General features: G+C 68.3%; 21 protein-coding genes and 1 pseudogene. 12 read left to right on the top strand and 10 right to left on the bottom strand.

Annotation, left to right across the window (positions count from 1 at the left end; all coding sequences use genetic code 11):
• Positions 1-3 precede the first annotated feature (3 nt).
• From Q9246_RS08990 to Q9246_RS08970, 5 genes are all read left to right on the top strand, one after another.
• Positions 4-1494, top strand: a complete 1491-nt coding sequence (locus Q9246_RS08990) for a hypothetical protein (RefSeq protein ID WP_306397102.1) — start codon at positions 4-6, stop codon at positions 1492-1494.
• A gap of 17 nt (positions 1495-1511) precedes the next feature.
• A complete protein-coding gene (locus Q9246_RS08985; RefSeq protein WP_306397101.1) occupies positions 1512-1982 on the top strand; it encodes a hypothetical protein in 471 nt (156 codons plus the stop codon).
• An 18-nt stretch (positions 1983-2000) separates the two neighbouring features.
• Positions 2001-5645 (top strand): tubulin-like doman-containing protein, encoded by a 3645-nt coding sequence (locus tag Q9246_RS08980; RefSeq protein ID WP_306397099.1) that lies wholly within the window; start codon positions 2001-2003, stop codon positions 5643-5645.
• Between the two features lie 8 nt (positions 5646-5653).
• Positions 5654-6265: a hypothetical protein gene (locus Q9246_RS08975; protein WP_306397098.1), complete on the top strand. Its 612-nt coding sequence runs from the start codon at positions 5654-5656 to the stop codon at positions 6263-6265.
• A gap of 74 nt (positions 6266-6339) precedes the next feature.
• Positions 6340-6663, top strand: coding sequence for a hypothetical protein (locus Q9246_RS08970; protein WP_306397097.1), 324 nt, complete (start codon positions 6340-6342; stop codon positions 6661-6663).
• Positions 6664-6685: 22 nt separating this feature from the next.
• Here the strand turns inward: Q9246_RS08970 and Q9246_RS08965 are convergent, their stop codons facing one another.
• The 6 genes from Q9246_RS08965 to Q9246_RS08940 form a co-directional block, all read right to left on the bottom strand.
• Positions 6686-7981: a sensor histidine kinase gene (locus Q9246_RS08965; protein ID WP_306397096.1), complete on the bottom strand. Its 1296-nt coding sequence runs from the start codon at positions 7979-7981 to the stop codon at positions 6686-6688.
• Positions 7974-8672 carry a response regulator transcription factor gene (locus Q9246_RS08960; RefSeq protein WP_306397095.1) on the bottom strand — a complete coding sequence of 233 codons (699 nt, stop codon included), beginning with the start codon at positions 8670-8672 and terminating at the stop codon, positions 7974-7976. Before Q9246_RS08960 ends, Q9246_RS08965 begins: the two co-directional genes overlap by 8 nt.
• Positions 8673-8733: 61 nt before the next feature.
• The gene (locus Q9246_RS08955; protein WP_306397094.1) at positions 8734-9501 is read right to left on the bottom strand and encodes a MipA/OmpV family protein; all 768 of its coding nucleotides are present in this window, start codon (positions 9499-9501) and stop codon (positions 8734-8736) included.
• A 72-nt stretch (positions 9502-9573) separates the two neighbouring features.
• Positions 9574-10716 carry a fumarylacetoacetate hydrolase family protein gene (locus tag Q9246_RS08950; RefSeq protein ID WP_306397092.1) on the bottom strand — a complete coding sequence of 381 codons (1143 nt, stop codon included), beginning with the start codon at positions 10714-10716 and terminating at the stop codon, positions 9574-9576.
• An 84-nt stretch (positions 10717-10800) separates the two neighbouring features.
• Complete coding sequence (locus Q9246_RS08945) at positions 10801-12135, bottom strand: ATP-binding protein (RefSeq protein ID WP_306397090.1); 1335 nt, start codon at positions 12133-12135, stop codon at positions 10801-10803.
• The gene (locus Q9246_RS08940) at positions 12132-12872 is read right to left on the bottom strand and encodes a response regulator (RefSeq protein ID WP_306398125.1); all 741 of its coding nucleotides are present in this window, start codon (positions 12870-12872) and stop codon (positions 12132-12134) included. The genes Q9246_RS08945 and Q9246_RS08940 overlap by 4 nt, the downstream gene beginning before the upstream one ends.
• 189 nt (positions 12873-13061) lie before the next feature.
• Between Q9246_RS08940 and Q9246_RS08935 the strand changes: the two genes are divergently transcribed.
• From Q9246_RS08935 to Q9246_RS26505, 6 genes and pseudogenes are all read left to right on the top strand, one after another.
• Positions 13062-13769 (top strand): cytochrome c biogenesis CcdA family protein, encoded by a 708-nt coding sequence (locus tag Q9246_RS08935; RefSeq protein ID WP_306397088.1) that lies wholly within the window; start codon positions 13062-13064, stop codon positions 13767-13769.
• 11 nt (positions 13770-13780) lie between these two features.
• Positions 13781-14302, top strand: a complete 522-nt coding sequence (locus Q9246_RS08930; protein WP_306397087.1) for a thioredoxin family protein — start codon at positions 13781-13783, stop codon at positions 14300-14302.
• Positions 14303-14336: 34 nt separating this feature from the next.
• Positions 14337-15371, top strand: coding sequence for an alpha/beta fold hydrolase (locus tag Q9246_RS08925; RefSeq protein WP_306397085.1), 1035 nt, complete (start codon positions 14337-14339; stop codon positions 15369-15371).
• Positions 15372-15382: 11 nt separating this feature from the next.
• Positions 15383-15802, top strand: a complete 420-nt coding sequence (locus Q9246_RS08920) for an organic hydroperoxide resistance protein (protein WP_306397084.1) — start codon at positions 15383-15385, stop codon at positions 15800-15802.
• A gap of 9 nt (positions 15803-15811) precedes the next feature.
• Positions 15812-16258, top strand: coding sequence for a DUF6130 family protein (locus tag Q9246_RS08915; RefSeq protein ID WP_306397083.1), 447 nt, complete (start codon positions 15812-15814; stop codon positions 16256-16258).
• A pseudogene (locus tag Q9246_RS26505) lies at positions 16255-16467 on the top strand (outer membrane beta-barrel protein); the annotation flags it as partial. The gene Q9246_RS08915 and the pseudogene Q9246_RS26505, both read left to right, overlap by 4 nt.
• 70 nt (positions 16468-16537) lie before the next feature.
• On the opposite strand, the gene Q9246_RS08910 reads toward Q9246_RS26505, so the two are convergent.
• Entirely contained in the window at positions 16538-18589 is a 2052-nt protein-coding gene (locus Q9246_RS08910) for a tetratricopeptide repeat-containing diguanylate cyclase (RefSeq protein WP_306397082.1), read from the bottom strand.
• 326 nt (positions 18590-18915) lie between these two features.
• On the opposite strand from Q9246_RS08910, the gene Q9246_RS08905 reads away from it, so the two are divergent.
• Positions 18916-19680 carry a DUF2243 domain-containing protein gene (locus Q9246_RS08905; protein WP_306397081.1) on the top strand — a complete coding sequence of 255 codons (765 nt, stop codon included), beginning with the start codon at positions 18916-18918 and terminating at the stop codon, positions 19678-19680.
• On the opposite strand, the gene Q9246_RS08900 is transcribed toward Q9246_RS08905, so the two are convergent.
• The 3 genes from Q9246_RS08900 to Q9246_RS08890 all read right to left on the bottom strand — a co-directional run bounded on the left by Q9246_RS08900 (position 19677) and on the right by Q9246_RS08890 (position 24240).
• On the bottom strand, positions 19677-21437 hold the full coding sequence (locus Q9246_RS08900) for an ABC transporter ATP-binding protein (protein WP_306398124.1): 1761 nt from the start codon (positions 21435-21437) through the stop codon (positions 19677-19679). The genes Q9246_RS08905 and Q9246_RS08900 overlap by 4 nt on opposite strands.
• Positions 21438-21468: 31 nt before the next feature.
• Positions 21469-23232: an ABC transporter ATP-binding protein gene (locus Q9246_RS08895; protein ID WP_306397079.1), complete on the bottom strand. Its 1764-nt coding sequence runs from the start codon at positions 23230-23232 to the stop codon at positions 21469-21471.
• A gap of 288 nt (positions 23233-23520) precedes the next feature.
• Positions 23521-24240, bottom strand: coding sequence for a phasin family protein (locus Q9246_RS08890; RefSeq protein WP_306397077.1), 720 nt, complete (start codon positions 24238-24240; stop codon positions 23521-23523).
• Between the last annotated feature and the right edge of the window lie 175 nt (positions 24241-24415).

Raw genomic sequence — 24415 nt, 5'->3', positions numbered from 1 at the left:
TTGATGAGGACGATCGCGCATTCACTGGCAGCGGCCGTGCTGGCCGGCGTGTCGTTCTGCGCGCAGGCGCTGCCGCATGTCTTCCTGGTGCAGAACTCGGGCTGGATGGAACCGTTCTATAGCGACCCGAAGTCGCCGTTCAAGCCGCTGGTGGCGGCGTTGGCCGGAACCGTCGTGCGGCCGGGCGAAGCATTGGTGCTGGCGAGTTTCAACCAGTCGCTGCCCGGCGCGCCATCGCCGCGCGCACTGGCGTCGTTCAAGGCCGGCGAGGAACCGGTACGCGCCCGCGTGGCGCAGGCCATCGCCGGTCTCGATACCGCACGCAAGCCGGGTGGCGCGGCGCTGGCCGATACCGACCTGGGCGAAGCGCTGCGCGCCGCGACGGGGCTGGTCTTGCAAGGCAAGCCGGGCATCGTCTGGCTGGTGACCAATAACCGCAACAGCCCGAACAACGACCAGGCGACGGCCACGCGCAACCGCGAATTCTATGCGTTGATCCACGGCGGCGATACGGTCGCCAGGGCGCTTGCCTTCCCGCTGCGCATGCCGGTGCAGGGAAAGCACTACGACGCGAACGGGCTGATGGTGTATGCCTTCGCGGTCGGAGCGGAAGGCGCCGCGGCGCTCGATACCTTGGTGGCTACTGGCCGCATCGCCCAGGTGATCACCGAACCGCCGGCGCGACTGAAGCCGCTGGACCGCGACACCGTGCGGCTGGCGCCGCGCCGCGTCGTCGACGCGCCCGGCGTGTCGTTCGCCAGCCAGGCCGATGGCGTGCTGCGCGCCGACGTGGCGCCCGATGCGCGCCAGCCATCGGCGCGCATCGAGTGGCATCTCGAGAACACGATGTACCCGTACACGATCGCCTCAGCCACCCTGAGCGCGCGGTCGACCCTGGGGGGAGAAAGCCGGGCAATCAGGCTCGATGCGGCGCAGGTGCGCGACCTCGCCCCGGGCAAGCCGGCGCCGCTGGGCTCCAGCATGGCCTTGCCGGTGGCGCAGATCCCCGACCAGTGGTCGCTGGCCGCGCTCAAGTCGGCCGGTTCGGCCTATGTGCTGCCGGGCCGGATCGAGCTGCACCTGGCCGACCAGAAGCTGGAACTCTCGCAAGCCTTCCGCCAGCGCATGGCGGCGCTGTTCCCGGGCGATCCGCTGCCGGACATCTTCATTCCGCCGGCGCGGGTGCAGGCTTCGACGGCGGTGCTGCCGGTCCAGGTGCGCGTCCATTACGGCATGGGCCCGCTGCTGGCACTGGTGGGGGGCTTGCTGGCGCTGCTGGCGGCGCTGGCCGCCGCGGCCTGGGCCTGGGCCCGGCCGCGCACGGCTCGGGTACTGGTGGACGAAGAAGCGCGCACCTTGCGCGGTCGTCCCGGCACCGTCCAGCCGGTGTATGACCGCCACGGCGAACAGGTCGCGCAATTGAAAACAACGCTGTTCGGCCATCGCTTGCTCGATGTGCGCGAAGGCGCGCAAGTGCGGCTCGGCCGCCCATGACAGGAAAGGAAGAAACCATGCAGGCAACCCAGCCACCAACCGACGCTCCGTCGACCGCCGATCCCGGCTTCAAGCTGCCGGAAGAATCGGCCTCGCCCCCGGACGCGGTGCAGTCGACCTTGCCGCAGACCTTGCCGGATACCGCCACTCGCCCGGTCGAGGTGATGCCGGTCGACCCGCACACGCTGCCGGTGGCCGACACCTCGGACCGCGACCTGGCGATCGGAGGCATCGTGTTCCTGATCCTGATCAGCGTCTACTTCTTCGCGCGCGGCGCGTATGTGCACCACCTGGTGCGCAAGCGCGTGGCGCCTTCCTCGGCCGGCAATGCGGGCTGGCTGCTGTTCGTCGGCCTCGGCTTTTTGTCGGCGGCGGCGGTGCTGGCCATCATCAACGCCAGCCGCTTCCTGACCTTCGCCGTCACCGGCCCCCTGGTGGTGGTGGGAGTGGTGGCGCTGGTCGCCTCGCTGTTCATCGGCCGCCGTTAAGAAGGGAGTCTTCACACCATGGCAGAATTCCCGAATCCATCGAGCATCGACGCCCGCCCGGCCGAACTCAAGGTCGACCTGCGGCCGACGCTGTTCATCGGCGCCGGCGGCACCGGCATGGAAGTCATGATGCGCATCCGGCGCCGCATCCTGTCCGCAGTCTGGAACCGGCGCCATCCGACCCGGGTCGAATCGATCGCCGACTTCCCGGTGGCGCGCTTCCTGCACTTCGACCTCGATAACAATGCCGTCATCGACGAAGGCAAGTCGCAGCGCACCGATCCCTGGTACGAGCTGGTGCGGCTGAGCGACGAAGAGCGCCTGGTCGAACCGCTCGACCTGCCGCAATACCACGAGTCGGACGACAGCCTGGCGCGCTTTCCGCTGATCGAGAGCTGGATGCCGCTGCGGCCAAAAAAACTGCGTTCGCTCGGCATCGACCCGTCGAAAGGCGCGGGCCAGATTCGCGCGCTGGCGCGGCTCTACCTGTTCGACAAATATCCGAAGCTGCGTGGCCGCATCAAGGGCGCGCTCAACTACCTGAGCAGCAATGCCGGCATCGAGCGCAAGGAGAATTACCAGCGCCTGGGGCTGCAGGTCGACACCTCCAAGTTCCGGATCGTGGTCATTGCGTCGGCCGCCGGCGGCACCGGCGCCGGCAGCGTGCTCGACCTGGGCTGGCTGTCGAAGGCGATCGCGCGCCAGGAAGTGTCCGACAGCCAGGTCGACCTGGTGCTGCTGATGCCATCTGGCTTCGCCAAGGCCAACAAGGAGCGCACCGAGGCCAATGCCTACGCCACCCTGATGGAACTCGAGACGGCGATGCGCGACATGAATGCCAATGTGGCGTGGATGGACCCGGACAGCATCGCCGGGCGCGGCGCGCCGTTCGACGACATCTATTTCGTCGACACCGCGAATCTCGCCAACAAGGCCACGCTCGACGTCAAGGATGTCTACCAGATGGTGGCCGACACCCTGTTCGAAGACTTCGCCTCGGCCGACTTTGCCAACCGCAAGCGCTCGGTGGCGGTCAACCAGCAGCAGCACAAGCTCGGCCCGTACAACCCGCGCGTGCCCGAGGCGCGCTTCGGCGACATGCGGCTGTCGTACTCCAAGGTGTATTCGAGCTTTGGCCAGTCGGTGCTCGACACCCAGCAAAGCCTGCATGACGACATTCGCGCCTATGAACTGGCGGCGCTGATGGTGAAGGCATTCTTTGGCCTGGCGGGCAGCGACGGCGTGGCGGCGAGGCGTGCGGGCGACGCCGAGCGCGACGCCTTCATGCGCGACCAGATGGAGATGACCGAGCGTCCCTTCGACGAATTCCCCGACCTGCGCAAGGGTTCGGTGGACGTGACGCCGTTCACCGAATATGCGTTGACGAATGCGCTGCTGCTCGACCGCGACGGCCGCTCGCTGCTCGAGCGGGTCGAGAGCCGCGTGCAGCTCGAGATCGACCGCATCATGGCCTCCTACGACGTCAAGCTGTGGCGCGAAAAGGTGTCGGAACTGCTGCCGCAACTGGAACGCGACGCGATCCGCGAGGCCGGCGCCACCGCCGAGACCAGCGAGGACCGCATCAAGCGCCATACCGGCGAGCTGTCAAACCGCCTGAAAGGCAGGGTGCGCGAGCGCCTGTACGCCCTGCTCGACGACCGCCGCCAGGGCGGGCTGGAATTCGTGCTGTCGCTGCTGGAGCAGGTCAAGGCGCGCCTGCTGCAGCGCGACCTGGCCAACCTCGAGCGCAATGGCCGCCGCTACCGCGACATCCGCGACGCGCTGCGCACGCGCCAGGTCGAGGAGTCGCTGAACAACCTGGGCCAGGCGGCCGGCCGCCTGTTCGGCAAGGAGCCGCAGGCGCGCGAAGTCATGGGCCACCTGAGGCGCGACCTGGCCGACTACCTGCGCTTCCATCTGCTGGCGGTGGCGGCCGGGCAGGCGATCGAGGTGATGCGCGGGATGTCCGCCTGGCTGGGCGATCCGCAATCGACCGACGAGCAGGGGCAGGCCCAGTGGAGCGGCATCGCCGGCGAATTCCAGGAAGGCCGGCGCGCCGTGCAGGCAATGCTGGGCGCCGTCGACCAGCGCATCAAACAGCTGCGTTCCGACGCGCGCCAGGAACATGCGACTACCATCAAGCTCGGCGCCGAGATGACGCCGGAGCCGGTGCGCCTGGCGGGCGACACCAGCATCTGGAGCGAGGAGGTGCTGCTGGAATTTGGCGGCTCGGCGCGGCTGTTCCCGCAACTGGGCGACGAGCGCCTGCGCGCCGAGCTGTTGCTCAAACTGTTCCGGCGCGCGCAATTGCAGCTGTCGAACCAGGACCTGGAGCGGCAGGAACCGGCCGATCCGCTGCTCGAACGCCTGTCCGGCCTGTCGCCCCAGGAACGCCAGCGCATCTTCGCCGAGTGGATCCGCAGCGCCATGCCGTGGGTGAACGCGCGCTTCTCGGCCGAGTTCACGCCGAACGCCGACCAGTTCAAATGCTTCATCGGCGTGGGCGATCCGGTCGCCTGGCGCCGCATGGAAGCCGAGATCCGCGCCGCCGTGCCGACCGGGTACTTCCACGGCGAGCTGGTCTCGATCGTCAACACCGGCGTGAGCGGCCGGGCGGTGTGCTATATCGAGCTGTCCGGCTATCCGATGACGGTGCTGCGCGGCCTGCCAACCTGGCGCGCCTCGTACCAGATCGAGAACCCGAAGATCCCGACCCACCTGCATTTCGACGCCACGCGTTTCCGCCACCCGATCTCGCCGTCGATGGACGAACTGGGACGGCTGGCCGACGACTACGAATGGTTCCTGCAGGCGATCGCGCTGGGCGTCATCCGGCGCAAGGCCGAGCTGGGCGACCGCGAAGCGGCGTTCCAGCCGCGCGGCCAGTATGTGTTCGAGGTTGAACCGGGTTCCGGAGAGTGGCTCCAGATCGGCAACGAGTTCGCGGTCCGTTCCAACGGCTTGCCGCCGTATTACCGCGAGGGCGTGATCGCGGCAGTGCAGGCGCGCCTGGCCGGGCTCGGCCCGCAGCGGCTGGCCTTGCTGGCGGCGCTGATGCGCTACTACCAGCTGCGCGTCTACGAGCCGCGGCTCGAGATCGACGAGACCGGCGCTCAGCTGCCATCGCCATCGCTGCCGAACATCACCGCGCGCCGCCTGTACGACAGCTGGATGCGGCGCGCGCAGGCCTTTGATGCGGGACTGCAGCCGGGGAGGATCGAGGCCTTGCTGGGCCAGGTCGAGCGCTGGACCGAGGTGGTGCCCGGCTCCAGCCAGGATGCCTACAGCTGGGAAGTCGAGCGCGCAGTGGACAAGCGGATCATCCGGCCCGCTCTGCTGGCGGACGAAGAGGCGGCGGAGCAGGCGCTGGCGGCGGCGCCGCGTGCCGCAGCCGTGGCGCCGCCGCCGCTGCCGAGCGCGACGCCGCGCTTCAAGCTGTTCGTCGGCGGCGCCCAGCGCGGGCCGTTCACGGTCGACGAAGTCGCGCAACAAGCCGCGCGCGGCGAGATCGACCACGCGACGCGCGCCTGGGACATGCGCTGGCATCCGAAGATCGGCAAGTGGAGCACGGTGGGCGAATTGCCCGAGCTGGCCGCGGCGCTGGGCGGCACGCGCGACGAGGGGATTCCGGATCCCGACGACGGCGTGCCGGATCCGGACTGAGGATGGGCATGGAGCACGCCACTGTCACCCACCGCTGCGTGAACATCGGCTGCGGACGCGCGTTTCCGCGCCGGGTCGATTTTTGTCCATGGTGCGGCACGGCGCAGCAGGCGGCTGCACCGGCGGTCGTTTCTCAGGTGACGGCGCCGGCGCCGGCGCCGGCGGCTATCCTGGCGAAACGGCCGGAGCCGGAACCGGTACGGGTTCCACCGCCGGCGCCTGTCGCGGCGCCCGCTCCGCGGCCGGCGCCGACGCCACCCCGGCCGCCCGCACCGCCACCGATCCGTGCGAGCGCGCCACCGCCGCCGGCCGCCCCGGCGCGCAAGCCGATCCGCCTGCGCTGGTGGCTGATCGCGCTGGGCATCCTGTGGCTGGCCTGGATGCTGACCAAGCCGACTGCGGCGCGCATCGAGCGCCGCATGGAATCGGCCATTGCGCTGGCGAAGGAATGCAAGTCGAAGGACGCGCAGGACGAGCTGATCGCCCTGCGCAGGACGCGCGCCAGCGAGCAGCAGTTGCGCAAGGTGCAGGACGCGCTCAATGCCGCGGCAGCCGCCTGCACGCGGGAAGAGCGGCGCCGGCGCAGCCATCCGCTGGCCGATCCGAAACGCGGCGGCTGAACGCTGTAAGGATATCCACCCCGACAAGCCCGAGGTATCATGGAAGGCGTTGATTGAAACGCAAGGAGTAAAGCATGAAAGCAAGCATGGTGAAGGCGTTGCTGGTGCCACTGATGCTCGTGGCGCTGGCCGGCTGCAGCCGCGACGAGGACGGCGCCGGCCCGGCGGAGCGCCTCGGCAAGGCGCTGGACGACGCCAGCGCCAAGGTGACCGATTCGGTGCAGGAAGAACTGGCCCGGGTCGACGATGCCGTCGCCGAGGCCCATGAGAAGGTCAAGGACGCCACCGAAGAAGCCAGCCGCGGCCTGGACCGCGCGACCGAGGAAGTGGGCAAGTCGGTGGAACGCGCCGGCGAAAAAATCCAGGAAAAAGCGGACGAGATCAAGGAAGACGACTGATCTTCATCCGTGCAGGACGGCGTCAGGTGAACGTCATCTCCGCCAGCGTGCCGTGCGATGGGTTCGACGAGATCGTCAAGGTCCATCCGAAGCGCTCGCACACCCGCCGCGTCAGGAACAATCCCAGGCCCTGGCCGCCGCCCTGCTTGGCCGAATTGCGCAGGGCCTGCGTATAGCGCCGCGCCGCGGCAACCGTATCGAATCCTTCCCCACTATCCTGGATGCCCAGGCGCCCCCCGGCCAGCCGGACCCTGATCGCGCCCTGGTAGCTGTTCTCGGCCGCATTGCGCAGCAGGTTGCCCACCACGATGCGTAGAATCGCTTCCGGGCAGTTCACCGTCAGCGGTTCGAGTGTCTCGACGACGAAGTGCGCACTCTTGCCATCCAAGAGATGCTGGTGATCGTCGATCAACGTCGTCACCAGCGAATCGAGGCGCGTGGTTTCCAGCGGCGCCTTGCCATCCTCGCGCGACAGGAACAGCAGCGCCGCCATGATCTCGGTGAGATTCTCGACCGTCGATTCGATGCGCGCCAGCGGCGCCTCGACGGCCGGCGGCAACGCGTGCAGCCTGAGCACGTCGACCGCGCCCGCGATCACCGCGATCGGCGTGCGGAATTCATGGCTGGCCTGGTCGAGCAGGCTGCGTTCGCGCTCGATGAAGCGCTCGACCCGCTCCAGGTGGCCGTTGACGATCACGGCGATGTCGTGCAACTCGCTCAGGGCGAAGTCGGTCGCCAGGCGCTGCGATGGCTGCTCGGGATCGAGTTCTTCCATCCGCTGCGCCAGCACCCCGATCGGCCGCCGCAGGCTGCGGTAGACCCAGGCGATCGAGCCGGCGATCGTCGCGCCGCTCAGGACCGCGACCAGCACGCTGATCAAGCCCAGGCTGTTCTGGTAGTCCTCGAGTTCGGTGATGTCGACCGCCACCACGATGCGTCCGCCGTCCGCGAGCGGCGTGACCAGCACCGCATGGCTGCGGGCCGACTCGTAGCTGTCCATCGCCTGCTCGTCGTAATAACCGGGCTCCAGCCTGGCGAAATAGGCGGGCATGTCGGGCGGCAGCGCGGCATCGACCACACGCCAGGCCCGGACCCGGCCCGTCGCCGGCAGTTGCGCGCCCGGCGCCAGCCTGCCGTCGGCGACATACTGGGCCGTACTCGACCTGAGGAGTTCTTCCCATAGCGGATGCACGATCAGGTTCTGGCTCAGGTTCCCCTGGAGAGCCAGCCCGAGCGCCATGAGCAGGCCAAACAGGACGAACAGCGCGCTGATCTTGCGCTGCAGGCTGGGCATGCGTGACAGGCGGCGCTCACTCATCCGACAGGCCCAGTCGGTAGCCGCTGCCGGCGATGGTCTTGAGCAGCTTGCGCGGCGCATCGCCATCGACCGCCTTGCGCAGCATGTGCATGTGCGAGCGCAGGACGTCGTTGTCGGGCACGTCGTCCCGCCAGATCAGGGTTTCCAGTTCGTCGCGCCGCACCAGGCCCGGCGAGCGGCGCATCAAGAGTTCCAGCAACTGGCGCCGCACCGGCGTCATCGGAAGCGGCTTGCCGGCGCGGCTCACCTGTAGTGTGCCGAGGTCGAAGCGCAGGTCGGCTACTTCGAGCACCTGCGCTTCGGCGACGTGGCCGCGCGTGCGCTGCACCAGCACCCGCAGGCGCATTTCCAGCTCCGCCAGCGCCACCGGCTTGACCACGTAGTCGTCGGCCCCGGTCAGGAAGCCGTGCAGCTTGTGCTCGAGCTGGTCCTTCGCGGTGAGGACGATCACCGGTATCCGTGACTTCATCTCCTGGCGCAGGCGTCCCAGCATGGTCATGCCGTCCATGCGCGGCATCATCCAGTCGAGCACGATGGCGTCGTAGCGGTTGATGGCCAGCAGCCCGAGGCCCGATTCGCCGTCCGGCGCCGCGTCCGGATGGTGGCCGCAGGCGTCGAGGTAGTCGTAGATGTTCGCGGCCAGGCCGGCGTTGTCTTCGATGATGAGGATGCTCAGGGGCTGCTTGTCCATGTGGCCGCAACGAGGTCGATTGAAAGGGCGCGACGAGTATCGCACGTCCGCGGTATCGGGATCAGAAGCCGCGGCTGAAGCCGATGAAGGCCGACACCGCGCCGTCCTTGTCCTTCTCCACCAGCGGGCTGTCGGAGAGCTTGGTCGGCAGCTTGCGGTAGCCGACGTTGCCGATGAAGACCCAGTTCCCGGCGAACGGGCGCATCACGTCGATGCCGATGCGGGCGACGGCCGCGCTGCCCGGCTGGTAGTTCGCCACGCCGCGCGCGACTTCTTCCGGCAGGGTGCCGTAGTAGTAATTGGCCAGCTTCTTCGACAGGTGCGCAACGCCGATGTTCGGTGCGATGCGCATTGCGCCCCACTGTACCGGGTACGAGTAGGTCAGGTTGGCCTCATACCCTTTGCTGGTGCTGGTGATATCGCCCTTGACACCCAGGTCGAGCTGGCCCAGCGCGCCGCTCCAGCTGCCGGCCAGGCCGAGGTCGAAGGCGTCGTCGCGGTCTTCCAGCAGTGCACGGTCGATGCCGCGTTCCGCCAGCTCGGGCGCGCCGAAATCGTCCCTGTCGATGCCGTCGAAGCGGGCCGACAGGGTGGCGTCGAGCGAAAACCCTTTGCGCTTGACCAGGTGGGCGCCGCCGCTAATGCCGCGCCAGTAGAAACGCTCGCCCTGGTAGGACACGAGCGGGAAGGGCGTGACGCGCGTGCCTTCGCCGGCATATACCGAGTCGGAGACGGCGGCGCCGACGCCCAGGCCCCAGCGCGGCGCCTGCTGCGCGCTGGCGAGGCTCGAAGTGGCGATGAGGGTGGCAAGGAGGAAGAGGTGTTTCATGGAGGGTCCTGTGTTGGTCGGTGGTTCGGTGCCTGCACTATGCGGCAGCCGTGTCGATGAAATGTCGTTGGCTTACTGCTTCGGGACGACGGTGGTGTCGATCCAGCCAAGCACGTTGCTGGAATGGCGTACCCGGTTGCCCGGCTGCAGATAGATGCGCTTGGCGGCCTCGCCGGCCAGGTAGCGCTCGATCTGCGCCAGTTGCGCGGCGCGGTCCTTCGCACGCGTGACCGCCTCGATCACGGCCGGCTCTGGTTCCCTGAACACCACGCCGTCGCCGGTGCCGGTCAGCACGGCGCTCCCGGTGCCGATTGCCGCGCGCGCGACCATCGGGATGCGTCCGCCCGCATACGACCAGGTGCGCTTTCCGGCTTCGTCCAGCGTCTCGCTCACGATGGCGCGCAAGTCCTTGATCATGTCGCCGGCCCTGGCCTGCTGGCGTTGCTGGCCATCGACGTGGGTCGCGATGGTGACGCCTTGCAGGAAGGCTTTCCAGTCGCGCGGCACCACCAGCAGGGCGCCGGTGGGGAAGCGGTCCGGCCCGCTCTTGGCATCGGCGAAGCCGTCGCCCGAGGCAGGGTGCGCGAGATCGATGTTGCGCACCAGCGTGGCGCGGTCCGAGAAATCCCCGCACAGGAAGAAGCCCTTGCGGGCGGCGTCGAAGTCGGCAGTGGAGCGCAGTTCGCGGTCGAAGCGCGCGCAGACCTCGACTTCATAGTCCAGCAAGGCGCCGGGGCTGGCTGCGACCGTCGTGCGCGGACCGCCGGCCTGCGACAGCTTCGGGAACAGGAAGGCTTCGTGCATGCCGACTTCCTCGCCATGCGCGGGGTAGTTGGTGCCGGCCGCGATATGGGCCAGGCCGCGCGGACCGACGCCGAGCAGGCGCTCGATCGGATAGGCGCGCGCATCCTGCCCCTGGCTTGCCAGTGCGTCGAGGGCGGCGGCATCGAAGCGGGCAATGACGTCGAAGGCGTCCGGGCTGTACGACCCGCTGGCCGCGCTCAGGTCGATGGCCGTGAGCGTGCCGGCGCCGGGCGTCATCTTCAGGGCCAGCAGGGTGTGGACCTGGTCGCCCTGGCGCACCTGGGCGAAGGTATGGGCTTGCGCGATGGGCGCCAGCGTGGCGCCGGCTGGCGTTGCCGCGCTGGCCGGCAGCGTGGTGAGTGCGACTAGCGCCAGGCTGGCGCAGTGCAGGACGGTACGACGAAAGTGCATGGTGGACTCCGGGGTGTTGAACGAAGTGGCATCCTATCGATGCCATGTCGCCAACTTGTCGCGCAGGTCCACCGCGCAGGCGTCTTAGGTTTTCGGTGGCGCAGCCAGGTCGCGCAGCGGCAGTCGCAGCCGCGCCTCCAGCCCGCCGTCCGGATGATTGCCCAGCTCCAGCGCGCCGTCCATGGTCGTCGCCAGCTGCCGCGCAATGGCCAGGCCGAGCCCCGTGCCGCCGGTGTCGCGGTTGCGCGAGGCTTCCAGGCGGTAGAACGGCTCGAATACTTTCTCCAGCTCGGCCTCGGGAATGCCTGGCCCGAAATCGCGCACCCGGATCACGAGTTCGCCCGCGACGGGCGGCGCGACCTGCACTTCTACCTGGCCCGCATACTTGAGCCCATTGTCGACCAGGTTGCCGAGTATGCGCCGCAAGGCATGCGGCCGGGTTGCGATGGAGGCCCCGGCCTGGCCGTGCAGGGTCACGGCACGTCCGGCATCCTGGTAGTCGCCCACCAGGCTGCACAGCATCGCGTCGGCGTCGATGCGGCACGGCGCCTCAAGGGTCCCGTGCAGGGTGCGCGCATACGCCACGCCGTCCTTGACCAGCGCTTCCATCTCGCCCAGGTCGCGGTTCATCCTGTCGCGCTGGACGTCGTCGTCCAGCATGTCGGCGCGCATGCGCATGCGGGTGATCGGCGTTTGCAGGTCGTGCGAGATCGCGGCCAGGATCTGGGTGCGTTCCGTCATGTAGCCAGTGATCCGCGCCTGCATCGCATTGAAGGCACGTGCCGCGCGCGCGACTTCCTGCGGGCCGGATTCGGGCAGCGGGTCGGCCTTCAGGTCGGGCCCCAGCCGGTCGGCGGCATCGGCCAGCCGGGCCAGGGGCCGGGTCGCCAGCCGCACGCCGGCCCAGGTGACGATCGCCAGCAGGAGCAGCTGCCCGAGCAGCACCGCCGGCAGCCAGTTCGATACCGGCAGGCCGGCGGGCCGCATATCGATCGTCAGCGGCGTGCCGTCGCCCAGGATGACGCGCGCCTGCACCCGGTTCGGATAGCCTGGCACCGCGTAGGCGCTCACCTGGTACTGCCTGCCGATGGCGTCCATGAAGGCGTCGGCGATGCGGCGCGCGTGCGCGGTGTCGGGCGGGTAGCCCCGGTCGCCGGGGCCGAGCGAAAAGCTGTAGGTGCGGCGCTCGAGCCGCGGCAGCCAGGCGGCGCGCTCGGCGGCGGGCAGGCGGTCGAGCAGGGCCACCGAGCTGGCCACGTCCTGCTCCAGGTAGCCTAGCATCAGCCCGACCGTCGCTTCGCGCCGTTCGCCCATGATCAGGACGTAGGACAGCGCATGCGCGAGCGCCAGGCCGAGCGCCAGGATCAGCGCCAGGCGCATGAACAGGGTGCGCGGCCAGCGCAGGAGCGGGGCGCTCATGCCGGGCCGTCCGCCGCCTCGACCGCGGACGAGAAAATATAGCCTTCGCTGCGCAGGGTCTTGATGTAGCGCGGTTCGCGCGCATCGTCGCCCAGGCGCTGGCGCAGGCGGCTCACCAGCAGGTCGATCGAGCGGTCGAACAGCTCGGCGTCGCGGCCCTGGGTCAGGTTCAGCAACTGGTCGCGCGACAGCACGCGCTGCGGATGGTCGAGGAAGACGCGCAGCAGGCGGTATTCGGCGCCGCTCAGGGCCACGAGGGTGCCATCGGCATCGAGCAGGTGGCGGCCGACGGTATCGAGGCGCCAGTCGCCGAACACCAGGAACTGGCCCGGTTCCCTGACCTCGAAGTTCGGCGGCAGCATGCGCGCGCGGCGCAGCACCGAGCGGATACGGGCGAACAATTCGCGCACCGCGAACGGCTTGGTGAGATAGTCGTCGGCGCCCATCTCGAGGCCGACCACGCGGTCGGTCTCTTCATCGCGCGCGGTGAGCATCAGGATCGGCAGCGCGCGCCATTTGCCGGCGCGCAGGTCGCGGCACAGGGCCAGGCCGTCTTCGCCGGGCAGCATCAGGTCCAGGATTACCAGGTCGAACCGGTGCTGCTCCAGCAGCGCGCGCATCTGGCGGCCGTTGGCGGCGGTGGAGGCGCGCATGCCCTGCTTTTCCAGGTAGCTGGCGAGGAGTTCGCGGATCTCGAGGTCGTCGTCGACGATCAGGATATGGTCGGGTTGTTCCATGGTCGGCACGCGGTAAGGGTCGGTCGAGGGTGGCAATGCTGTCTTTATAGCGTAAAGGTAGCGCACTTTTGTATGCCAATGTATCTGGCCCCCGGGCGGGTACATTGGATTGCAAAAACGCCCATCCGCGACACATCCCGGATACGCCACGGCGGTCCAATACGGTCATTCCAACAGGAGGACCGTGCCATGCCCAACCCCATCGACGCACCACTTGCCCTGCTCGGCGGCGTGCTGACCATCGCCTCGCCCTGCGTGCTCCCCATCCTGCCCATCGTCCTGGGCGGCACCCTGAACGACCAGGCCGAAGGCCGGCGCAACACCCGTCCGCTGTTCATCGTGGCCGGCTTCGTCATCGCCTTCGCCGCGCTCGGCATGCTGCTGGCCAGCGCCTCGCAGCACGTGGTGCTGGCCCATGAAACCCTGCGCCATGCGGGCCTGGCGATCCTGGCCGTGCTGGGCCTGGCGATGCTGTGGAAGGCGCCGTATGCCTGGCTCATGAACCGCCTGGGCAGCCTGGTGAGCAGCACGCTGCCCGCCAGCGGCAGCGAACGCGCCGGCAATCTCGGCGGTCTGTTGCTGGGCATGTCGCTCGGCGCGGTGTGGACGCCCTGCGCCGGGCCGGTGCTGGCCTCGATCCTGGTGCTGGTGGCCCAGGCCCGGGACCTGGGCCGCTCGGCCGGCCTGCTGCTGCTGTACGCCGTCGGCGCCGGCATTCCGATGCTGGTCATCGCCTACGGCGGCCAGTTCGTGCGCACCCGGATCCGCGCCGTGGCCCGCCATGCCGACCGCCTGCAACAGGTGTTCGGCGCGCTGATCCTGGCCACCGCCGCCGCCATTTATTTCCAGTACGACGTCCTGCTGTACGCCCACCTCGCCAACTTCATCTCGCTGTGAAAGGACCCACCATGAAAAACCTGTTCGTCACGCTGCTCGCCGGCGCCACCTTCTTCAACGCCGCCACGGCCCACGGCGCGCCGTTCGCCAGGGTCGATACCGCCCCCGAATTCACCGGCATCGACAAGTGGCTCAATTCCCGGCCGCTGTCCATGCAGGGCCTGCGCGGCAAGGTCGTGCTGGTCGATTTCTGGACCTACACCTGCATCAACTGCATCCGCACCTTGCCGCACGTGAAGCGCTGGCACGAGAAGTACAAGGACCAGGGCCTGGTCGTGGTCGGCGTGCATACCCCCGAGTACCCGTTCGAGCGCTCGACCGCGAACGTGCAGGGTGCGATCAAGCGCTTCGGCATCCCGTACCCGGTGGCCCAGGACAACCGCTACGCCACCTGGGAAGCGTATTCGAACCGCTATTGGCCGGCGGTCTACCTGATCGACAGGCGCGGCCGCATCGTCTACACGCACTTCGGTGAAAGCGCCTACCAGGAAACCGAAGCGAAGATCCAGGCGCTGCTGGGCGAAGTGGCCTGACCCACCATCGATTCAATCCACGAAGGAGAACATCATGACCAACCTGACACGCAGGAATTTCCTCGGCACGGCGGCGCTGGGCCTCGTCGCTACCCAGGCCAGCCTGGTCGAAGCGGTGCAGGCCGCACCCGCCAGCGCCGGCGACTACGGCGCGATTTCACCGGCCAGCAACACCTTCACCGACATCCGCCAGGTCCATGCCGGCGTGCTCGATGTCGGTTATGTCGATGCCGGGCCGCGCGACGGCATGCCGGTCGTGCTGTTCCACGGCTGGCCCTACGACATCCACGCCTTCATCGACGTGACGCCGATCCTGGTGTCCGCCGGCTACCGCGTGATCGTGCCGCACCTGCGCGGCTACGGCAGCACGCGCTTCCTGTCGCCGGACACGCCGCGCAACGGCCAGCAGGCCAGCTTCACGGCCGACGCCGTGGCCTTCCTCGATGCGCTGAAGATCGAGCGCGCCATCGTCGCCGGCTTCGACTGGGGCGCGCGCATCGCGACCACCCTGGCCGCGTTGTGGCCGCAGCGCTTCCATGCGCTGGTCTCGGTCAGCGGCTACCTGATCGGCAGCCAGGAAGGCAACGTCAAGCCGCTGGCGCCGAAGGCCGAGCTGCAATGGTGGTACCAATATTACTTTGCCACCCCGCGCGGCGAACTGGGGTATCGCGAGAACACGCACGCCTTCGCGCGCCTGATCTGGGAGCTGGCGTCGCCGCAGTGGAAGTTCGACGACGCCACCTTCGCGCGCTCGGCCAGGTCGCTCGACAACCCGGACCATGTCGCCATCTCGATCAGCAACTACCGCTGGCGCCTGGGCCTGGCGCCGAGCGAGCCGCGCTACGAATCCATCGAGCGGCGCCTGGCGACCTTCCCCGACGTCGCCGTGCCGACCATCACGATGGAAGGCGAGGCCAACGGGGCGCCACACCCGGACCCGAAGAACTACGCCAGGAAGTTCCTGAAGAAGTACGAGCACCGCCACCTCGCGGGCGGTATCGGCCACAACCTGCCGCAGGAAGCGCCACGCGCATTCGCCCAGGCCATCCTCGACGTCGCAAAATTCTAAGGAGATCGACCATGAACACCCAAGCAAACGTGCTTTACACCGGCAAGACCCACACCACTTCGGGCGGACGCGATGGCGCGGCCCGCAGCCATGACGGCCGCCTGGCCGTGCAACTGTCTTCGCCCGGATCGAAAGGCGAGGGCACCAATCCCGAGCAGCTGTTCGCGGCCGGCTGGTCGGCCTGCTTCATCGGCGCGATCGGGCTCGCAGCGGGCAAGCTGGGCGTGAAGCTGCCGGCGGACCTGGCGGTCGACGCCGAGGTGGACCTGTGCCATGCGGACGGCGCCTACTTCCTGCAGGCGCGCCTGAATGTGCACCTGCCAGGGCTGGACCGGGAGACGGCGCGCACGCTGGTGGACACGGCGCACCAGACCTGCCCGTACTCGAAGGCGACGCGCGGCAATATCGGCGTCGAGATCAACCTCGTCTAGGAGACTGTCATGCGACCATTATCCATCCTGATCCTTGCCGCCACCCTGTCGCTGCCGGTGTTCGCTCAGGCCGACACCGGCGGCGCCCGCCCGATCGCCGTGGTGGCGATCGAGAACGAGGCGGCGCCCAGCTTGACCGTCGACCAGCCGCTGCCAGGCCCGCTGGCGAAAGGCCAGGTCTTCATCGGCTACCGCACCGAGAATATCCGCATCGTGCCGGTGTATGGCAAGGGTGCGCTCGATGTCTCGCCGCGCATCGGCCACCTGCATGTGACGGTGGACGGCGCGCCGTGGCACTGGGCCGACGCCAGCAATGAGCCGATCATCCTGGTCGGCCTGGCGCCCAGGCCGCACAAGGTGCTGCTCGAACTGGCCGATCCCACGCACAAGGTCATCGCCAGCAAGACCGTGGAATTCGTCGTGCCGGCGGTGGCGGGCGGGCAGCACGGGCATTGACCGGCAACAGCACCTACGTCGCGGGCAAGTACACCTTGCCGCTGAACGGCCCCCTGTCGGTCTACGGCAAGCTGGGCGTGTCCCATAACGAACGCAAGGGCAGTTTCATGGATGCGCGCTGGAGCGAGCGCGACACTGGCCTGTACGGCGCAGTCGGCCTGCAATATGCGCTGACCGAGGACGTGTCGCTGGTTGGCGAATACGAGCGCTACGGCAAGAAGCAAGAACTGCTGCGCGACCGCCAGCACGCCCGCATCCTGCGGCTGGCGTTTTTGTCATTCAACCGTTCACCGCTCTCAACGGCTCCCGCTCCCCCATCACGGTCGACAGGTCGACCTGCCCCGCGCGCCAGGCATGTTCCAGGTTCTGCTCGATCGCATCGATGCTGGCCAGCCGGTCGTCGGCGAAGCCGCGCACGCCATACGCGCGGTTGCGGCCGTGCGACTTGGCCAGGTACAGCGCCATGTCCACCAGGTTGACCACCCGTTCCCACGCCAGCTGCTGCTGGCCGACCGCCAGCGGGAACGGCGCGTAGCCGATCGACACGTTCACGCTCAGGGCCGCGCCGCCATGCTCGACGACGGTCGCGCCGATGCCGGCCAGGATGCGCTCGGCCACCTCGTCCAGTCCCGCCTTGCCAGCCGGCGCAGTGGGCAGGTAGGCCAGGAATTCTTCTCCGCCCCAGCGCACGATCATGTCGGTCTCACGCAGGATCTCGCACAGGCGCGCCGCGATCGTGGTCAGCACCGCGTCGCCGGCCGCGTGGCCATAGGTGTCGTTGATGTTCTTGAAATGGTCGACGTCGAGCAGGAACAACGCACCGGCCGGCTGTCCCGCGGCCGGCAAGGCGCGCATGTACTCCAGGAAGTGACGGCGGTTGTACAGTCCCGTCAGCGGATCGCGCACGCTCTGCTGCTTCAGTTCGCGGTTCTTTTCGTGCAGCTGGGCGTTGGCGTGGCGTACCTTGCGGTACAGCAGGCCGACCACGGTCGCCGCCAGCGCGAACACCGCCACCAGCAGCCACCACACGCGCTGCTGCAGGCGGCGGTTGTCGATCTCGGTCGACTTGATCAGGTTTTCGCTGCGCAGCAGCTCGATCTGGCGCTGCTTCTTGTCGGTATCGTATTTTTCCTGCAGGTCGAGCATGGCCTGCTGGCGGCGCCGCTCGAACAGCTCGTTCGAGATCTTGCGCTCGCGGTGATAGGCTTGCAGCGCGCCGGGCAGGTCGCCGGCGCGTTCCAGCGCACTGCCGTATTCGACCAGCGCGGTCTGCAGTTCCGGCTTGTCGCCGATTTCCTCATAGCCGTCCACGCCGATCTCGATATGGCGCTTGCCCTCGGCCACGTTGCCGATGCCCAGGTAGGCCTGCCCCAGGTTCAGGTGGGCGGTGGCGTCCAGTGCGCGGTCATTCAATGGGCGCGAGGCCGCCACCGCCTGCTCGGCGTACGAGGCCGCGTGCCTGAAGTCGCCGGTCTTGAGATAGAAGTCCGACAGGTTGATCAGGGAGACGACCACCCGCTTGTTGGCGCCGATCGAGCGCTCCAGGGCGAGGCCCTCCTGCAGCGCGCGCAGCGCCCGTTCGCGCTGGCCGGTATCGATCGCCAGTCCGTATTCGGCGTTCTTGATGGTCGCCATGCGACCGGGCGAGTTCGCCTTTTCGGCGGCGGCCAGCGCTTCGTCGATCAGGCCGAAGCCTTTTTCGGGCTCGCGCATCTTGGCGTACAGGCGCACCAGCGAATTGAGCGCCATCACGACATGGACCGGCTCGCCCTGCTTGCGGGCCAGCGCCGCCGCTGACTGCAAGCGCTCCAGGGCGCGCGGCAGGTTGCCATCCTCGGCATACGATTCGCCCGACGAGATCGCCGCGCGCACGCGCAGGTCGATGTCGTCGGTGGTGTTGGCCAGTTTTTCCGCTTCCCAGACCAGGCGGTGCGCTTCTCCCTGGCGGTGCTGGGCGAAGGCGGAGTAACCCTGCATCAGCAAGCCCTTGGCCAGGGCGCCGGCATGATCGTGTTCGCGTCCGATGGCGATCAACTCGTTGGACAGGGCGAACGACTGGGCATGGTGGCCGAGGCCGTGGCGCGCCATGGCCATCTGGTTCAGGAACTCGATGCGCTGCGCCAGCGGCGCGTTGCGGGCCTGGGTCTCGAGCGCTTCCAGCTGGGGCAGGGCGCGCTCGGGCACGAAGCGGTTCAGCTCGCGAATCTCGGCGATGCGCTGGTCCAGGGGGAGGACGTCATCGGCGAACGCCCACGCCGATGCCGCGCACAGGGCCAGCGCCAGTGCGTGGGAGCGAGAGCGCGCCAATGCGCATTGCAGGACAGCCAACATGCCGTATCTCGTCGCGCCGGGTCGGTCCGGCGGAAGTTGTTTGGGCCATTATATGGCTCTTGCAAAGCAGAAATTCCACTTTCTCTTTAAATGTCACAAAAATGACACAGCCTCGGCAGCCCTGGACCGGGCCGGGGGAAATACCCCATAAAGCCCGCCAATCCAGGCCGGAAAGCCAATTCCCGACGCATGAGGGTTGAAACAAATTGTCGATGCAAGTCATCTACTGTCAGGCGATAAATCACACATTATTTTTGCCTGAACGGTGCGAGCCGGATCGTCTGCGCCTTCTATACTCGTTCCACGACATCGACGAGGAGCGCTTCATGTGGACATCGCCATGGGCCCGCTGGGGCGCGACGCTCGGCTTTGCGCTGGGCGGCTTTTTCGATGGCATCCTGCTGCACCAGATCCTGCAATGGCACCATCTGCTGAGCCTGGTCCCCGGCATCGACGACCTGCGCCTGCAGGTGCTGTGGGACGGCTACTTCCACCTGCTGATGTATGTGGTCTCGCTGGCCGGCCTGTTCGGCCTGTGGCGCGCGCAGCGGCGCGGTGGGGTCGACTGGGGGCGGCCGCTGGCGGGCGCGATGCTGGTGGGTTTTGGCGCCTGGCACGCCATCGACGCGCTGCTGTCGCACTGGCTGCTCGGCATCCATCGCATCCGCATCGACAGCCCGAACCCGCTGCTGTGGGATCTGCTGTGGCTGGCCGCATTCGGCATCGCGCCGCTGGTGCTCGGCTGGCGCTGGCTGCGCCGCCGTGGCGGAGGCGGTTCCACCGGCATGCGCGGTTCGACCGCGGCGCTGGTGCTGCTGGCCGCCGGCACGGCCGGCGCCGGCGCCTGGGCGCTGGTGCCGCCGCCGGGGCAAGACCTGGCCACCGTCGTGTTTCGTCCCGACGCCGGCCCGCGCGAGGTGTTCTCGGCGCTCGACGCCGTCGACGGCCGGCTGGTCTGGAGCGACCGCGCCATGGGCGTGGTCGTGGTGGCGGTGCCGCAGGCGCGCCGCTGGGACCTGTACCGGCACGGCGCGCTGCTGGTGAGCGGCAGCGGCGCGCTGGCCGGGTGCTTCAACTGGAGCCGGATTTAAACCGCGATCTGCTGCAGCAGGTACAGGCGCTGGTACAAACCGCCCTCGATCCGCATCAGTTCCTCGTGCGGTCCGGCCTCGGTGATGCGGCCGTGGTTGAGCACGATGATGCGGTCGGCTTCGCGGATGGTCGACAGGCGGTGCGCAATGGCAATGATGGTCACCTTGCCGCGCAATTCTTCCAGCGCTTCCTGCACGATCTGCTCGGTAGCGCTGTCGATGCGCGAAGTCGCTTCGTCCAGCAGCAGGATGCGCGGTTCGCCCGCCAGCGCGCGCGCGATCGCGATCAGCTGCTTCTGGCCCGACGACAGGCGCGAGCCGCCTTCGCCCAACTGGGTTTCGTAGCCGTCTTCGAGTGCGGCGATGAAGTCGTGCGCATGCGCCGCGCGCGCCGCCTCCTGCAGGCGCGCCAGCGGCAGGCCGCGGCCCATGTCGATGTTTTCGCGCGCGCTGGCGGCCAGGATGAACGGATCCTGCGGCACCAGGCCGACCTCGTTGCGGAAGCGTTCGTTGCCGATGCCGGCCAGCGGCAGGCCGCCGATCTCGATGCTGCCCTGGTCGGCCACGTAGTAGCGCAGCAGCAGCGACAGCAGGGTCGACTTGCCGCTGCCGGTATGGCCGACGATGCCGAAGAAGGCGCCTTGCGGCACGTCGAGCGACAGGTCGTGCAGCACCGGCTGGCCGGCCACGTAGGCGAATTGCACATTGCGTACCCGTACCGCCGGCGCGTCCGGCGAGAAGGCCGCTTCGTCCTGGGCGCGGCCGCTGGCGTGCTCCGGCGCGCCCGCTTCGTCGAGCAGGGTGTTCACGCGCGCCGCCGCGACCACCGCCTGCTGCAGGCCGCTGAACTGCATCGTGATCTGGATGAGGGGCTCGACCACGCGTGCGATATAGCTGACGAAAGCGTACAGCACGCCCACCTCGACCGCGCCGACCTGGCGCTGGCCGAAGGCGAAGATCACCAGCGCCAGCAGCGCCACGTTGAGCAGGTCGAGCGCGGGCCGCAGCAGGAAAGCGTTGGCGCGCAGCTCGGCCACGCGCGCCGTGTAGTGGTTGCGGTTGGTGCCCAGGAAGCGTTCGCCGAAGCGCACCTCGGCATTATTGGCCTGCAGGACGCTCATGCCGCCGATCGATTCGGCCATTTGCGCGTTGATGTCGCTGCGCAGCGCGCGTGCGCGGGTCACGGCCGGCGCCGACAGGCGCTGGTAGAGCCAGACGATGCCCACCACGGCCGGCACCAGGGTCAGCACGATCAGCATCAGGCGCCAGTCGAGCCAGGCCATCGCGATCATGGTGCCGACCAGGACGATCGAGTTGTCGAGCATGACGTACAGGACCTGGATGTACAGGGTCTTGACCGCCTCGGTGTCGTTGGTCACGCGGCTGACCAGCTGGCCGGTGATGGCGCGATCGAAAAAGGCCATCGGCAGGCGCAGCACGTGACCGTACACCCATTCGCGCAGGCGCTGCACCGAGCGCATCGCCAGGCCCGACAGGCGGATCAGCTGCAGGTAGCGCACCCAGCTCGCGATCCAGCCGGTGACCACCAGGCCGCCCAGCAGCAGCGCCATCCGCGGCCAGTCGAGCTCGCGCGGCAGCAGGTGGTCGTCGATCAGGGCCTTGCCCAGCAGCGGGCCCAGGACTTCGAAGGCGGCGGCCAGGACCAGCCACAGGGTGGCGATGGCCAGCTGGCGCTTCTCGGGCGCGGCGGCGCGGCGCAGCAGGCGCGTGGCCAGCCTGGCCTGGTCGCGGAGCATGCCGCGCTCCAGCGACTTGTCGGGCGTTGCTTCAGATTGCATCAAGGCTGGCCTCCAGTTGTTGGTAGCGCCACTGGCTGGCATACCAGCCGTCCAGCGCGAGCAATTGGTCGTGGGTGCCGGATTCGGTCACGCGGCCATCCTTCAGCACGACGATGTGGTCGGCCGCCACCACTGCCGACAGACGGTGGCTGGCGATGATCGCGGCGCGCTCGGGCCGCGCCTGGCGCAGCTCGGCCAGGTGTTCCAGGATGCGGGTCTCGGTGCCGGTGTCCACCGCCGACAGGGCGTCGTCGAGCAGCAGCAGCGAGCTGTCGGCCAGCAGCGAGCGCGCGATCGCGACCCGCTGGCGCTGGCCGCCCGACAGGGTGATGCCTTTTTCGCCGACCGGTGTATCGTAGCCCTGCGGGAAGCGCAGGATGTCGTCGTGGATGTCGGCCATGCGCGCCGCCGCCATCACCTCGTCGCGCGAGGCGCCGGGGCGGGCCAGCGCGATGTTCTCCGCGATCGAGGCCGAGAACAGGAAGGATTCCTGCGGCACCCAGCTGGTGGCGGCGCGCAGGGCCGAAAGGCGGTAGGCGTCGAGCGGCTGGCCGGCCCATTCGGCCCGTCCGGCCTGCGGCGTGGCCTGGCGCAGCAGCACCCGCAGCAGGGTCGACTTGCCGGAGCCGGTCGGGCCGACCAGGCCCAGGGTCTGGCCAGGGGCCAAGGTCAGCGACACGCGATCGAGCGCCGGCTTCTGCAGGTTCGCGTCGGCGCCGCCGTAGGCGAAGGTGACGCCATCGAACACCAGCGGGCCCTGGCCGACCTTGTCGATGGTGCCGGTGTCCTCGACCGACAGCGGGGCGTCGAGCAGGGGCTGCAGGCGCGCCAGGCCGGCGCGGCCGCGTTCGATCAGGGCCAGCACCCAGCCGGCCGCGAACATCGGCCAGATCAGCTGGCCCAGGTACATCGTGAAGCTGGTCAGGGCGCCGACTGTCAGTTCGTTTTGCCACACCAGGTAGCCGCCCAGGCCGAGCGTGAGGCCGGTGGCGGCGGTGAGCGTGAGGCCGACCGCCGGTTCATAGGCGGCTTCCCATTTCTGCGCCGTCAGGCTGGCCCGCGCGGCATTGCCGGCCAGTTCACCGAACTGCGCCGCGCTGCGGCCTTCCAGGCCGAGGGCGCGCAGGGTACGTACGCCGGACAGCGATTCCTGTACATGGTCGTTGAGCGCGGAGAAGCGCTTGAGCGCATCGCCTTCGGCGGTGTGGATGTGGGTCGAGATATACCAGAACGCGAGGCCCATCAGCGGGAACGGCAGCAGCGCGACCAGGGCCAGGCGCCAGTCGACTCCCAGCATCATGATGCCCAGCACCATGACCAGGGTCAGCGTACCGTCGAAGGCGGCCAGCAGCGCTTCGCCGGCCGCCATCTCGATGGCGTCGATGTCGTTGGTGGCCAGCGCCATCAGGTCGCCGGTGCGCTGGCGCTGGTAGAAGGCCGGGCCTTGCGCGGCCAGGCGCGCGTAGAGCCGGGTGCGCAGCTCGACGCCCAGCTGGTAGGCGGCCGAGTACAGGCGGATGCGCCAGCAGACCCGCAGCACGTAGATCGCCACGCCGAGCGCGAGCAGCTCGGCGATCCCGACCAGCAGTTCGTGCTGGCCGAGGCGGTTGGCGGCGAGGGCGTCGACCAGCGCGCCGACCGTGCGCGGGATGAGGACGGTGCAGATCGCCACGCCGACCAGCATGACCGCCGACGAGGCATAGGATTGCCAATGCCGGCGCACGAAGCCGCCGATCAGCCTGGACAAACTCATTCGAGATCCTTGGAAATGGGCCCCGAAAAAAAAGCGGGCCAGAGCCTAATGCCGTTAAGTTAAGAGTAGCCACCACGTCGTTACCTCCACTGGAGGTAACGACTTCCCGCGAAGGCGGGAACCCAAGTTCTGCTAACGTCGTCGAAACGCTCGCAGAATTAGGTTCCCGCCTTAGCGGGAACGACGGTTTTTACGCTAACTTAACGGCATTAGGGCCAGAGCCCGCTAGTGTAGTCGTTTTGCCAGTCCGGCGCATTCCGCGGCCTCGTTCGCCGCAGCGTGCGCGGCCTACTTGCGGCGCTTCGGCGGCGCGCCGATGCGGGTGACGGTGGCCGAATCCTTGTCCTCGACCGGGGCCGCGAGCGGTTGCGGCGCGGCGGCGGCCTTCGGGGCGCCCTTGCCGACGGCCTTGGCGATCGGCTTCGGCTCGGACACGGGCACCGGCTCCTCGAGGATGGTCGCCTGTACCTCGGCCGCGGTGGCAATCGGTTCGGCCTGCTCGACCACGAAGGCTTCAGGCGTCGGCACTGGCGCCGGCGCTGGTTCCGCGGCCGGTTCCGGTGCAGGTTCCGCGGCCGCAGCCGCAGCTTGCTGGGCTTCCGGCGGCGCCTCGGCAACCGGCGTTTCGTGGACGATCTCCGCAACCGCGACTGGCGACGCGGCTGCTGGCGCCGCTGGCGCCGCGATCGTGCGCAAGCCGTAGGGCTGGGCATTGGCGGTGATGTTGAACAGTTCGCGGCCGTAGTCGACCAGGCCGCGCACCTGCTGCTCGGCGTGGGTGCGCAGCACCAGCAGGTCGCGCGGCTGGGTCGCTTCGGCCAGCTGGCGCAGGGTCTGCGACGAGCGCTCGACCGACGCGCGCGAGGCGGACAGGTTGAGCGAGGCGAGGCGGCTGACGTTGTCCAGCGCTTGGGCGGCAAAGGTATGGAAAATGCGGAACTGCGCATCCAGCTGGGCGCTCAGTTGCCTGGTAGATGCTGCGGACAATTGCTCGGGAAGTGAGGTCATCGGGTTTCCTATCGGTCAAGTATGGCGCGCTGCAATATCTGCCAGTGTAACCACGATTGGCGGGTGTTGCAACGCACAACCGTGCCTTATTTATAACGGGTAATATTGCATCGCAGCATTGTTTGTTTGGCCTCATGCCACTTGTGCCAAAATTGCTACGTTTTGGTGGTCCACT

The organism is Telluria beijingensis, from assembly GCF_030770395.1.
Classification (GTDB): Bacteria; Pseudomonadota; Gammaproteobacteria; order Burkholderiales; family Burkholderiaceae_D; genus Telluria; species Telluria beijingensis.
The sequence above is the reverse complement of the archived record's forward strand: the minus strand, read 5'-3'. Positions and strand labels throughout refer to the sequence as shown.